Below are 12311 nucleotides of genomic sequence, written 5' to 3'. Positions count from 1 at the left end.
ATGACCGACACCACTGTCGCGGCCCGCCGCCAACCCCGTTTGCCCGGCTGGGTGCGCCGGCTTCCCGCCTATATCCTGGTCTGGGCCTGGACCGCCTTTACCCTCGCCGCCATTTTGTATGTCGTGATGAGCGCGCTCAAGACCAAGCGTGAAGTGCTGCGCTCAGGCTGGAACCTGCCGCAGGAATGGGTCTGGAGCAATTTCGCCACCGCCTGGACCGTGGGCCGGCTGGGCGAATATTTCATCAATTCGCTGCTGGTTGTCGGCGTCTCGGTCTTCGCCATCCTGCTGGTCTCCACCCCAGCCGCCTATGTGCTCGCCCGCGCCCGTTTTCGTGGCCGCGAGACGCTGACCAACCTCTTCGTCATCGGCATGGGCATCCCCATCCCCATGCTGTTCATCCCCATTTTCGGCATTCTGTCCTATCTGCGTCTCAGCGACAGCCTGACTGGGTTGAGCCTCGTCTTCATCGCCATCTCCATCCCGGTGACGATCTACCTGCTGACCGGCTTTTTCGCCTCGCTGCCCTCCGAGCTGGAGGCCGCGGCGGTGCTCGAAGGCTGCAATGATTTCCAGGTGTTCTGGCATGTCATGCTGCCGCTCGCCATGCCGGGCGTGCTGACGGCGCTGATCCTCAACTTGATTTGGCTGTGGAACGAATATCAGCTCTCCCTGGTGATCCTGAACAGTCCGCAAAACCGGACGCTGCCGCTCGGGCTCTATTCGCTGCAGAACGCCATGCAATATACGGGCGATTGGCCGGGCATGTTTGCCGGGGTCACCATCGTCATCATCCCGACCATAATCGCCTATGCGCTCCTCTCCGAAAAGATGATCGCCGGCATGACCATGGGTGCCGTCAAATGAGTACTGCGAGCAAAGCCTTCGAGGCGCGTGGCGTCAGCAAGCTCTATGGCGAAACCGCCGTGCTCAAGGATATCGACCTCAGCATCGAGCGCGGCGAATTCGTCGTGCTGCTGGGGCCATCGGGCTGCGGGAAATCGACCCTGATGCGCTGCATTGCCGGGCTCGAAAAGACCAATTCCGGCCAATTGCTGATCGACGGTCGCGACGTCACCACAGTGGCGCCCGCCGCGCGCGACGTGGCCATGGTGTTCCAGTCCTATGCGCTGTTTCCCCATATGAACGTCGCCGATAATATCGGCTTCGGCATGCGTATCGCCCATACGCCCAAGGCCGAAATGAGCGCCCGGGTGCTGGCGGCCGCCAAGCTGCTCAAGATCGAGCATCTGCTCGACCGCAAGCCGCGCGCCCTGTCCGGCGGCCAACGTCAGCGCGTCGCCATCGGCCGTGCCATCGTGCGCAATCCCAAGATTTTCCTGTTCGACGAGCCGCTGAGCAATCTCGACGCGGCGCTGCGGCTGGAGACGCGCGTGGAGCTGACCAAGCTGCACCATCGCATCGGCAATACCATGATCTATGTGACCCATGACCAGGTCGAGGCCATGACCATGGCCGACAAGATTGTGGTCATGCGCGAGGGCCGCATCGAGCAGATCGGCAGCCCGCTCGAGCTCTACAACAATCCCAAAAACCTGTTCGTCGCCACCTTCCTCGGCCAGCCACCCACCAATGTGGTGGAAACCACCGTGGTCGAAAGCTCCGCAGCGGGGCTGACCGTGGCGGTGGGTGAGGACCGCCTGACCCTGCCGGCGACCGGAGCCGTGCTGACACCGGGCCAGACCGTTCGCATCGGACTGCGACCAGAAAGCTTCTCCATCGGGCAGGGCAGGGGTGCTCTGACCGTGCTGGTCGACCTGGTCGAACAGCTCGGCAACGAAACGCTGGTGCATTGCCAACTGGCGAACGGTCAGACGCTGACGCTCAAGCTCCCCGGCCAGATCAATCCGCCCGCCGGCTCCAGCCTTGCGCTTGACGTGGCGCGCGACCAGACCATGATCTTCGATGGCGACGGCAACAATCTGCGCTACGACGGACGAGCCGAATAAAGCCAGCGGGGGACCCGAATGAGCGACCAATCCATCATCGCCGCACTCACGCGGCTGCATCTTGCCCAACCCGGCGAGACCGTCACGCTGACGCCGCTGACCGGCGGGGTATCGTCCGATATCCAATTGGTGGAAACGTCCGCGCGTCGCTTCTGCGTCAAGCGCGCCCTGCCGCAACTCAAGGTCGCCGCCGTCTGGGAGGCCCCGGTCGAGCGCAATGCCGCCGAGGCCGAATGGCTGCGTCTCGTCTATGGCTGGCTGCCAAACCTGGTGCCGGCCTTGCTCGGCGAAGACCGGGAGGCCGGCCTGTTCGCCATGGATTACCTGGCGCCGGAAGACCACCCGGTGTGGAAACAGCATCTGCTGGCCGGCCAAGTCGATACCGCTTTCGCCGCCCTCGTGGGCACGGCTTTGGGCGTCATTCATCGCCGTTCAAGCACCGAGCCAGGGCTGCCCGCGCGCTTCGCCAATGACGTGCTGTTCGACGCGCTGCGCCTCGATCCCTACCTGCGCGCCACCGCCCGCGTGCATGCCGATCTCGCCCCCGCACTGATCGACCTCGCCGAAACCACGGCCCGCACCAAGCTGGTGCTGATGCATGGCGATGTCAGTCCCAAGAATATCCTGATCGCCGCCCACGGTCCGGTCTTGCTGGATGCCGAATGCGCCTGCTTTGGTGACCCGGCGTTCGACCTGGCATTCCTGCTTAATCACATGCTGCTCAAGGCCACGCTCAAGCGCGACAACCCGGCGCCTTACCTTGCCGCCTTCGACGCCATCGCCGCCGCCTATCTGGCCGAAGTCGATTGGGAGGATCGGGCAGGCCTGGAACGGCGCAGCGCCCGTTTGCTGGCCGGCCTGTTGCTGGCGCGCATTGATGGCAAATCCCCGGTCGAATATCTGGTCGAGGACACCGACAAGACCTGGGTGCGCCAGTCGGCCCGCCATTTCCTCCTCAATCCGCCCGATCGGCTGGACCCCATTCGCATGCACTGGATGACCCGCAATGACTGATAGCTCCATCCGCGCCGTCCGCGCGCGCCGTATCTGGGACTCGCGCGGCAGGCCCACCATCGAGGCCGAAATCGAACTTGCCGATGGTAGCGTCGGCCGCGGCCTCGCGCCCGCCGGCGCCTCGCGGGGATCGCGCGAAGCCCTCGACCTGCGCGATGGCGGCACGCTTCTCGGAGGCTTCGGCGTCGCCCAGGCGCTGGCCGGCATCGCGCGCGAAATCGCCCCGGCTCTCCTGGGCCGCGATGCCCGCGACCAGGCCGGGCTCGATGCCTTGCTGATCGAACTGGATGGCACCGTCCTGAAATCGCGCCTCGGCGGCAACGCCCTGGTTGCCGTCTCGCTCGCCGCCTTGCACGCCGCCGCCGCCAGCGCCCGCCAGCCCCTGTGGCAATATCTTGCCGCGGGCAGTCCGGTGACGCTGCCCATGCCCGAAATCCAGATTTTCGGTGGCGGCGCCCATGCCGGACGGCGCATCGATATCCAGGACCTGATGGTTATGCCCATCGGCGCCACCTCGGTCAACGAAGCGCTAGAAATGACCGCCGAGGTCTATCTCGCCGCGGGCAAGATCATGACCGCGCGCGGCCTGCTGCAGGGCGTGGCCGATGAAGGCGGCTATTGGCCCGCCTTCGACAGCAATGAACAGGCGCTCGATACCCTGGTCGAGGCCATCGAACGCGCCGGCTACGATCCCAAGACCCAGGTCGCTATTTCGCTCGATATCGCTGCCTCCGAATTCGGCGCCGATGGCCGCTATCGCCTGGGCCTCGACAAGCGCGAACTCGACAGCGACGGCCTCTGCGCCCTGATGCTGGATTGGTGCGCCCGCTACCCGATCGTTTCGATCGAGGACCCGCTGGCCGAGGACGACGGCGCGGGGCTGCAAAAATTCACCGCGGCCATCGGCGATCGGGTGCAGGTCATCGGCGACGATTATCTCGTCACCAATGCCGCCAAAGTCGAGCAGGCGGCGGCCGACGGGGCCGTCAATGCCGTCCTCCTCAAGGTCAACCAGGCCGGTACGGTCAGCGAAACCCGCGCGGCGCTCGACGCCGCGCAACGCCATGGCTTCGGCACGATCGTGTCGGCCCGCTCTGGCGAAACCGAGGACGTCGCCATCGCCCACCTGGCCGTCGGCTGGAACGCCAAACAGCTCAAGGTCGGCTCGTTTGCCCGCTCCGAGCGCATGGCCAAGTGGAACGAACTCGTCCGCATCGAAGAAGCCTTGGGTTCGAAGGCCCAGTTTGCCGGCACGTCCGGCCTCCCCAAGGGAAAACAGTCATGACCAAGTCCCTCAACGGTCGTGCCGCGATCATCACCGGCGGCGCGCAGGGCATCGGCTATGCCACCGCCGAACGGCTTCTCGCGCTGGGCGCCGCAGTGACGCTGTGGGACGTCAACCCGGCAGCTCTACAGGAGGCCCAAGCCAGCCTCGCTGGCCAGGGCGACGTAACCATCGCGGCTCTCGACATCACCAACCCCGCCGCCGTTGAAGCCGCAGCAGTAGCCGCGGAAGCCGCCGGCCACAGCTTCGACATTCTCGTCCACAGCGCCGGCATTTCCGGCCCCGCCATGCCCATGGTCGATTATCCGGTCGCCGAATGGGCCAAGGTGCTCAACGTCAATCTGTTCGGCGCTTTCCTCGTCAATCAGGCCGTGGTGCGCCGCATGATTGCCCGCAGCTATGGGCGGATCGTCAATATTGCCTCGATCGCGGGCAAGGAAGGCAATCCCAATGCCTCGGCCTATAGCGCCGCCAAGGCCGGCCTGATCGGGCTCACCAAGAGCCTCGGCAAGGAAACCGCCACGCTCGATATCGCCGTCAACGTCATCACCCCGGCGGCCGCCAAGACCAAGATTCTCGAGCAGGTCAGCCAGCAACATATCGACTACATGCTGGCCAAAATTCCGCGCGGCCGCTTCGTGCTGGTCGAGGAAATCACCGCCATGATTGCCTGGTTGGTATCGGCCGAAAACTCCTTCACCACCGGCGCCGTGTTCGACATTTCGGGCGGCCGCGCCACCTATTAGGGCGCCGCGCAGGCAGTAAGAGCACCCTCGTCGCGCGGCTGATCATGAAAGTTTGCCTTGCCGATCGCTCCGGCATGGGGCAACCAAGTCGCGTTCAAGGGCTCAAGCCGAAAGTGACTATCATGACCGTCGCCGCCATCTCGGTAGAACAGGTCAGCGCCGCCTATGGCGGCAAGTTGGCGCTGGACAATGTCAGCCTCACAGTTCCGCGCGGCACCAGCATTGCCTTGCTGGGCCCCAACGGGGCCGGCAAGACCACGCTGATCAACATTCTTTGCACGCTGCGCCGGCCCGATGGCGGCAAAGCCAGCGTCGCCGGCGTCGATGTTGTCGCCCAACCCACGCGGGCCCGGCAGTCCATCGGCGTGGTCTTCCAGGATTCCAGCCTCGATGACCGGCTCAGCGCCTGGGAAAACCTTGATTTCCACGGCCTGGTTTATGGCATGGCTCCCAAAGACCGGCGCGCCCGCAGCGCTGCGGTGCTGGAACTGGTCGAACTCGAGGACTGGCGCGATCAGATCGTCCGCAGCTTTTCGGGTGGCATGCGCCGGCGTCTGGAAATCGCGCGGGCTCTGCTGCATGAGCCCGATATTCTGTTTCTCGACGAGCCGACAGTTGGCCTCGATGCGCAAACCCGCCAGCGCATCTGGCAATATCTCGACCAGTTGCGCCGCGAGCGCGAACTGACCGTCCTCACCACTACGCACTACATCGAAGAAGTCGAGGGCGCCGACATGGTCTGCATCATCGACCACGGCAAGATTATCGTTCAGGGTTCGCCCGACGAGCTCAAGGACCAGTACGGCATGCGCTGGCTACATGTTTTGCCAAAGGACCCGGAGGCGGGCAAAGCGATCCTCGCACGCTATCCCGAAGCCAAGCCCCTCGGCAGTCATGCGCTTGCCCTGCCGGCCAATGACGACGCCGTGGCCGACGCCTTTCTCGTCGAATTTCGCGATAGCCTGGCGGAAATCCGCTTCCAGCCACCAACGCTCGAGAGCGTCTTCCTGTCGCTCACCGGGCGCCAGCTCAGGGATCAGGCCGATGGCCAGCGCGACGCAGAGCGCGCGGCAGGCAAGCGGGGAGGGCGGCGATGACCAGTCCGATCGTACTGCTGCGCGGCGTCTACGGGGTATGGCTGCGCGAAATCATGCGCGCCACCCGCGATCGCGGCCAGATGATCGGCGGCGTCAGCCGGCCCTTGATCTGGCTGCTCATCCTGGGCGTGGGCCTCAATCCCTACTTCCGCGGCGAGGTCTTTGGGGAGGTGCGCTACGTCATTCCCTACACCTACCTGCAGTTCCTGTTTCCCGCCGTCATCGTGCTCAACATCATGTACACCTCGATCCAGTTCGCGGTGTCGGTGATCTGGGATCGCGAGTTCGGTTTCCTGCGCGAGGTGCTGGTGTCGCCCATGCCACGCTCGCTGATTCTGCTCGGCAAGGTGCTGGGCGGCAGCACGGTGGCGATGCTTCATGGCGCATTGGTCCTGATCCTGGCCCGTTTCGCCGACGTCACCCTGAGCATCGAACAGATGGCCATGGCGCTGGGGCTGATGTTCGTGCTGGCCTTCGGCCTGACCAGCTTCGGCGTCATCCTCGCAGGTCGCGTGCGCAGTTTTGAAGGCTTTGGGGTCTTTTCCAACACCATCATTCTGCCGCTCTATTTCACCTCGTCCTCGGTCTTCCCGCTCGACCCGGCGCTGACCCGCACCCAGACCGCCACGGCCTATCCCGAGTGGCTGGTGTTCATGGTACAGGTCAATCCCATCACCTATGCGGTCGATGCGTTGCGCGGCATCCTGATCGGGTTTAACCAGTTCCCGCCGCTCTACGGGCCAGCCGTCATCTTTGGCATGGCCGTGGTCTTCTTCGCGCTGGCGCTGATCGATTTCAGCCGGTCATGACCTGGGCGGGGCCTCATCGCTGGCTGCAAGCCGGGCTCAACATCGCCATCGTGGCGGCGCTGCTGTTTGCCGTGAGTTACCTGCCGCCCGATACGTCCCTGCAGGATCGCCGGCGCGACGGCATACTCAAAGTCTGCGTCCCCCCGAGCTATCCACCGCTGATAACCGGAGATCCATCCCGGCCTGGTTTCGACGCCGAATTGGCCGATGCCATTGCCAAAAACCTCGGGCTCAGACTGGCGCTGAACGTGCTGCCCTCAATCGGCAAGGATTTCAATCCGCGCAACTGGTCCCTGACGCGCGCCCAATGCGACATCATCGCCGGCGGAGTGGCCGATACCGTCCAGACCCGTAGCTTTTTGCAGACCCTGCCGACCCCAGCCGAAACCGGCTGGGTTGGCATCTCGGCTACCGGCGCCATGCCTCCCTCGGGCAGCACCGTCGCCATCCTGCCCGGCACCGCCGGGCTGGACCGTCTGGCGCTATCGACCTGGCTGCGCAAGCAGGGCCTGCGAGCCCAATTGATGCGCAGCCCGGCCGAACTCGAGCAGGCGCTGAACGCCGGAACGGTCGCCGCAGGAATCACCGAGCGCTTCGTTGCGGCGAGCCTCCGTCTCGACACAAATGCCCTCACCATGTTCTGGTTAGACGAAAGTATATCCCCGCGCTTCCGCATGGCCCTGGGCCTCTGGAAGGGGGACCAGACGCTCAAACGCGCAGTCGCCGACGCTCTGGAACTGTTTGAGAAGTCTGGCGTTATGCTCCGTCTTAGTGCGCGTTATGGCCTCGATAAAGACATTGTGGAGCCCGTTTCCGACCCGCGAAAATGACTTCGATGTGATCCCATTTGCGGCGGCAAAGTGGACGGATCGTGGCAAAATGCCCTGTACTTTCGGTTTTGCCAGGACTAAACCTAGCGCACGACGTCTTGCCTTAAACGATTGAAGGCAAACAGCTTTGCTGTCGTAAATCATAATTTATAGGGAGGTTTATGTGCCTTTCAAACTTAAGCGGATCGCCGCTCCCCTCGGTATTGCGACCCTGGTCTGCGGTGCCCTGAGCGCTGGCTCCGCCATGGCGGGCAACTTCACCGCCGAACAGGCGGCGGCAGGGCAGACGGCGTTCAATTCCAACTGCTCCCAGTGCCATGGCCGCAATCTCGAAGGCATCGAGGCACCCGCCTTGGCTGGCCCCGACGTGATGCAGAACTGGGATACGGCCGGCGGGCTGTATGACTTCATCTCGGTGGCCATGCCGCCATCCGCACCCGGTAAACTGGGTGAGGAAACCTATGTCAACATCATCGCCTATATCCTGCAGTTCAACGGCGCGACGCCCGATGACAAGCCGCTGACCTCCGACCGTGACTACGCCATCTCGCTGCCGGGCGAGACGGCCGCTGGCGCAGCCAGCGTCTCCGCGGCCGCGCTCGACGCCGGTGGTGCCGCGGCTCCCGCCGCCGATGCCGCCGCTCCAACCGAACCGGCGGTTGCCGTGCCGCAGGCCTTCACCTGGGGCAAGCAATTGCCAGGCGGTCCCGCCCCGGCGGAACAGGCCGCGGCCGCACCTGCCGCCGCTACATCCACGATCCCGCAAGCTTTTACCTGGGGCAAGCAACTCCCCACGGTTGGTAATTAAAAATGGTCAACTCAGACGTGCTCACCACACGTCGTTGGTAGGAGAAATCGATGAAAATCGATCTGATGAAATCACTGCTGGTGGCGACGACGGCTCTGCTCGCCCTGTCTGGCCCGGTCCACGCTCAGGACGCCAAGCCCGCCTATGCGCCGGTCACCGACGAAATGCTGGCCAACCCACCGGCGCAAGACTGGCTGATGTATCGCGGCGCCTACAACAACCAGGGCTATAGCGCTCTCGACCTGATCAACAAGGATACGGTCGGCAAGCTGCAGCTCGCATGGGCCTGGCCGATGGCCGAAGCCGGCATCCAGGAAACCGCGCCTCTGGTGCATGACGGCATCATGTTCCTGCAGACCAATAACAACATCGTCGAGGCGCTCAACGCCAAGACCGGTGACCTGATCTGGCAGTATCGCCATGTGCTGCCCGAGATCCCGGCATCCTGGAGCTATCAGGCCAATCAGGCCCGCCGCCAGAAAAACTCGATCGCGCTCTACCAGGACAAGGTGATCCTCACCACCGCCGACGCCAAGATCGTGGTGCTCAGCGCCGTCGACGGCAAGGTGGTCTGGGAAAAGCAGGTTCTCGATTATAACCTTGGCTACAGCTACACGGTCGGTCCGATCATCGCTGATGGCAAGATCATTACCGCAATTTCCGGCTGCTCGATCGCCGGCACCGCTGGCGGCTGCTACATTTTCGCCCATGACGTGAACACCGGGGACGAACTGTGGCGCTTCAACACCATCGACGATCCCAACAATCCCAAGCAGGAAGCAAGCTGGGGCGACGTTCCTGCTGAAAACCGTTGGGGCGGCACGCCTTGGACCACTGGCTCCTATGATCCGGCAACCAAGACCACCTTCTGGGGCATCGGCATGCCCGGCCCCTATTCCGAGCTGATCCGCGGTTCGGGCGACGGCTCGGTGCTCTATACCAACTCGACGCTCGCCATCGATATCGAGACTGGCAAGCTCAAGTGGTACTACCAGCACCTGCCGCGCGATAACTGGGACTTGGACTCCCCGTATGAGCGTATCCTGGTCGACCAGGACGTCGACGGCAAGACGCAGCACCTGCTGGTCACCGCCGCTGGCAAGAACGGCATCGTGTTCGCCCTTGATCGCGATACCGGCAAGTATCTCTGGCACAAGGACACCGTGGTCCAGAACGTCGTCAAGAGCATCGATCCTGACGGCACCGTCAACATCAACACCGACCTGATCTCCAAGGCCGTTGGTGAAGAACATCTCGTCTGCGCCTCCGTCTCCGGTGGCAAGCTGTGGATGACCGGCTCCTATAGCCCGCTCACCCAGGCCTACTACGTGCCGCTGACCGAAGCCTGCAACACCGTGGCGCCGACCCAGACCGAATTCACCGCCGGCAATGCCGTTGGTGCCGTCAAGTTTGGTCCCCGCGTTCTGCCTGAAGGCATCACCGATGCCGGCCTGCTCGACGCTGTCTCGATCAACCCCACCCAGGGCGATCACATCTGGCAGGCCCGCAGCCGTCCTTCGATGACCTCCTCGGTGCTGGCTACCGCCGGTGGCCTCGTGTTCGGCGGTGACGCCGCCCGCGATATCAAGGCCTGGGATCAGAAGACTGGCGACATCGTCTGGACCCAGCGCCTGAATGCTCCAGTGGGCGGTTATCCCTCCACCTACGAGATCGATGGCGAGCAGTACCTCGTCGTGCCCACCGGCTATTCCAATGCCGCCAGCTCGATTTCCTCGGCCTTCCCGGAAATCCCGCTGCCGACCGGTTCGGGCAATTCGATCTTCGTGTTCAAGCTGCCCAAGGCCACCAACTAAGCCGAACTGCAGAAAACAAAAGAAAGGGGCTTCGGCCCCTTTCGCTTTTAGGAGATGAGCATGTTCCGTTTTCTCGCCGTGGGCTTGGCACTGCTGGCGACGACTGCTGCCTTCGGGCAGTCTTCCGGCATCCCACCCGAAGAGATGAACAATACCCGCCGTCTCGCCGGCGACGCGATCAATGTCTGCTTTGATGTCACGAGCCTGGCTCGTCCGTTCGACGAGGAAATCGCCAAGGCCATCGGCGATGCCCTGTTCCTGCAGGTCAATGTGATCGAGGGCTTTGGCGGTTTTCCGCTCAATGGCGATGGCTTCATCGATGAGCTGACGCTGGCCATGAACAATACCTGCGACATGTTCATGGGCGTTTCGATTTCCGCCAATTCCCCGCTATCGGATGCCTTTTCGCTAACCCGCCCCTACGCCACCATGCCCTTCGTGATCGCCGTCGCCGAGCCGGATTGGCAGAGCCTTGGCGATATTCCCAAGGACCGCAAGCTGGGCACCGCCATGGCGAGCCTTGGCGAAATGAATTACATCACCTGGGCGCAGCAGCAGGCCAAGCCGGATCGCTGGATCCGCTTCCCCTATGCCGACTTCGACAAGATGGCTACCCGCGTGCTCGACGGAACCATTGCGGGCATGATTCTATGGCAGCCCGCACTGGCTCGCCTGCAGAAAGAACACCCTGGTGCCGACAAGCTGCGTATCGTGGCAAATGACCCGATCCCAGTGGCCGATATCAATGTTGGCGCTCTGGTCTCGAGCCGCAACACCTTCCTGCGCAGCCAGGTCGATCAGGCCATCGATGCGCTGGTTCAGGACGGCACTATTGCGGCGCTGATGGAAAAATACGGCTATGAGGGCCACGCTGGCGAATAGTCAGCGCCACTGCAGCCATGGCAACAACGTCGTCGCCAGGTTGGGCACCCAGCCGGCGACGATGGCCACGATCACCAGTGCCAGCCCGAACGGCTCAAGCCGCCGCAGTCGACGCTCGGGCCCCGGCCAGATCGCCTGCAGCAGGCTTCCCCCAATGAGCCCCGGGATCGGCAACACGTTCAGCGCAGTGGACGCAATTGCCACCGCCTGCAACTGCCCCAGCAAATAAAGCGCCGCATAGCCCCCCGTGCGTGGCAATAGCAGAGCAGGGGCCCTCAGGAGGTCCAACAGCGGCACAACCGCCACCATTGCGGCCAACCCCAGGCCCACAACCACCACGATCCCCCACCGCCCCAGCCGATTGGCCTTCGCATCGAACCAGATCGTGCGGATCCAGCTCACCCCGAACAGCGCCGCCATCGCCGCGCCCCACACCGACAAATGCACAAACGGGTTGGCCGTCAGCCGCCCATCATGGCTAGGCCGCTGGTCACCAAGCAGTCTGGCGATACCCGCCAGCAGCAAGCCCTGAATACCGGCATAGAGAATCGCCGCCGCAAGCCGCGACACGATTTCCCCCATGCTCAGTTCCCGCAACAAATCCACGCCCAAACTCCCTGACCCGCATCAGCAAATACCTCCGCAACGACCCGGATTGCAACTCGAGCGTATGTCGTTCCCGACGAGAGACGCTTCCGGGGCGCGGTCTACCCGGCCCAAGCGTGAAGGCCGCGACTTTGCTGCATAACTCGCGGCTTGTGCTCGCCCCGCAAAAAACTGACCCGGCCGTCAATGAAGCTATGGAGAGAGGGCGCCTTGTCAGCACAGCACTAACATACGGCTGCAACCGGCGACCAAGCCAATTACACAAGGTACTGATTTAGCTATGAAAATCTGGTGCTGCCGGACAGGATTGAACTGTCGGCCTCCCCCTTACCAATTATGCGACTTATAGCTAACTATCCAGCATACGCTGGTGCTTCGCGTCATGTGCGCTAAAATTGTGCTAGTTTTGGGCGAGCACGACTGACTTATGGGTACCCATGTGCTCCAGGT

General features: G+C 63.2%; 12 protein-coding genes. 11 read left to right on the top strand and 1 reads right to left on the bottom strand.

Annotated features, from left to right (window positions below; translation table 11 throughout):
* The 11 genes from JWP26_RS04540 (at position 1) to JWP26_RS04490 (ending at position 11255) form a co-directional block, all read left to right on the top strand.
* Positions 1 to 867, top strand: coding sequence for a carbohydrate ABC transporter permease (locus JWP26_RS04540; RefSeq protein WP_299724115.1), 867 nt, complete (start codon positions 1 to 3; stop codon positions 865 to 867).
* Positions 864 to 1970, top strand: coding sequence for an ABC transporter ATP-binding protein (locus JWP26_RS04535; protein WP_299724112.1), 1107 nt, complete (start codon positions 864 to 866; stop codon positions 1968 to 1970). The genes JWP26_RS04540 and JWP26_RS04535 overlap by 4 nt, the downstream gene beginning before the upstream one ends.
* A gap of 18 nt (positions 1971 to 1988) precedes the next feature.
* Positions 1989 to 2984 carry an aminoglycoside phosphotransferase family protein gene (locus tag JWP26_RS04530; RefSeq protein ID WP_299724109.1) on the top strand — a complete coding sequence of 332 codons (996 nt, stop codon included), beginning with the start codon at positions 1989 to 1991 and terminating at the stop codon, positions 2982 to 2984.
* On the top strand, positions 2977 to 4269 hold the full coding sequence (gene eno, locus JWP26_RS04525; RefSeq protein WP_299724106.1) for a phosphopyruvate hydratase: 1293 nt from the start codon (positions 2977 to 2979) through the stop codon (positions 4267 to 4269). Before JWP26_RS04530 ends, eno begins: the two co-directional genes overlap by 8 nt.
* A complete protein-coding gene (locus JWP26_RS04520) occupies positions 4266 to 5015 on the top strand; it encodes an SDR family NAD(P)-dependent oxidoreductase (RefSeq protein ID WP_299724103.1) in 750 nt (249 codons plus the stop codon). The genes eno and JWP26_RS04520 overlap by 4 nt, the downstream gene beginning before the upstream one ends.
* A gap of 122 nt (positions 5016 to 5137) precedes the next feature.
* Positions 5138 to 6112, top strand: a complete 975-nt coding sequence (locus JWP26_RS04515; protein WP_299724100.1) for an ABC transporter ATP-binding protein — start codon at positions 5138 to 5140, stop codon at positions 6110 to 6112.
* On the top strand, positions 6109 to 6921 hold the full coding sequence (locus tag JWP26_RS04510; protein ID WP_299724096.1) for an ABC transporter permease: 813 nt from the start codon (positions 6109 to 6111) through the stop codon (positions 6919 to 6921). Before JWP26_RS04515 ends, JWP26_RS04510 begins: the two co-directional genes overlap by 4 nt.
* Positions 6918 to 7751, top strand: a complete 834-nt coding sequence (locus JWP26_RS04505) for an ABC transporter substrate-binding protein (RefSeq protein ID WP_299724094.1) — start codon at positions 6918 to 6920, stop codon at positions 7749 to 7751. Before JWP26_RS04510 ends, JWP26_RS04505 begins: the two co-directional genes overlap by 4 nt.
* A gap of 163 nt (positions 7752 to 7914) precedes the next feature.
* Positions 7915 to 8559: a cytochrome c gene (locus tag JWP26_RS04500; protein ID WP_299724091.1), complete on the top strand. Its 645-nt coding sequence runs from the start codon at positions 7915 to 7917 to the stop codon at positions 8557 to 8559.
* A gap of 50 nt (positions 8560 to 8609) precedes the next feature.
* Entirely contained in the window at positions 8610 to 10373 is a 1764-nt protein-coding gene (locus JWP26_RS04495; RefSeq protein WP_299724088.1) for a PQQ-binding-like beta-propeller repeat protein, read from the top strand.
* A gap of 60 nt (positions 10374 to 10433) precedes the next feature.
* Positions 10434 to 11255, top strand: a complete 822-nt coding sequence (locus JWP26_RS04490) for an ABC transporter substrate-binding protein (RefSeq protein ID WP_299724085.1) — start codon at positions 10434 to 10436, stop codon at positions 11253 to 11255.
* On the opposite strand, the gene JWP26_RS04485 is transcribed toward JWP26_RS04490, so the two are convergent.
* Positions 11256 to 11861: a hypothetical protein gene (locus JWP26_RS04485; protein ID WP_299724082.1), complete on the bottom strand. Its 606-nt coding sequence runs from the start codon at positions 11859 to 11861 to the stop codon at positions 11256 to 11258. It lies immediately after the preceding gene.
* Positions 11862 to 12311 lie beyond the last annotated feature (450 nt).

Source organism: Devosia sp. (genome assembly GCF_028290435.1).
Taxonomy (GTDB): domain Bacteria; phylum Pseudomonadota; class Alphaproteobacteria; order Rhizobiales; family Devosiaceae; genus Devosia.
The sequence above is the reverse complement of the archived record's forward strand: the minus strand, read 5'-3'. Positions and strand labels throughout refer to the sequence as shown.

Bases quoted from the DNA above. Each gene is read 5' to 3' on its own strand.
- JWP26_RS04540 (WP_299724115.1), top strand. From the start codon at position 1: ATGACCGACACCACTGTCGCGGCCCGCCGCCAACCCCGTTTGCCCGGC.
- JWP26_RS04495 (WP_299724088.1), top strand. From the start codon at position 8,610: ATGAAAATCGATCTGATGAAATCACTGCTGGTGGCGACGACGGCTCTG.
- JWP26_RS04505 (WP_299724094.1), top strand. From the start codon at position 6,918: ATGACCTGGGCGGGGCCTCATCGCTGGCTGCAAGCCGGGCTCAACATC.
- JWP26_RS04490 (WP_299724085.1), top strand. From the start codon at position 10,434: ATGTTCCGTTTTCTCGCCGTGGGCTTGGCACTGCTGGCGACGACTGCT.
- JWP26_RS04515 (WP_299724100.1), top strand. From the start codon at position 5,138: ATGACCGTCGCCGCCATCTCGGTAGAACAGGTCAGCGCCGCCTATGGC.
- JWP26_RS04530 (WP_299724109.1), top strand. From the start codon at position 1,989: ATGAGCGACCAATCCATCATCGCCGCACTCACGCGGCTGCATCTTGCC.
- JWP26_RS04520 (WP_299724103.1), top strand. From the start codon at position 4,266: ATGACCAAGTCCCTCAACGGTCGTGCCGCGATCATCACCGGCGGCGCG.
- eno (WP_299724106.1), top strand. From the start codon at position 2,977: ATGACTGATAGCTCCATCCGCGCCGTCCGCGCGCGCCGTATCTGGGAC.
- JWP26_RS04535 (WP_299724112.1), top strand. From the start codon at position 864: ATGAGTACTGCGAGCAAAGCCTTCGAGGCGCGTGGCGTCAGCAAGCTC.
- JWP26_RS04510 (WP_299724096.1), top strand. From the start codon at position 6,109: ATGACCAGTCCGATCGTACTGCTGCGCGGCGTCTACGGGGTATGGCTG.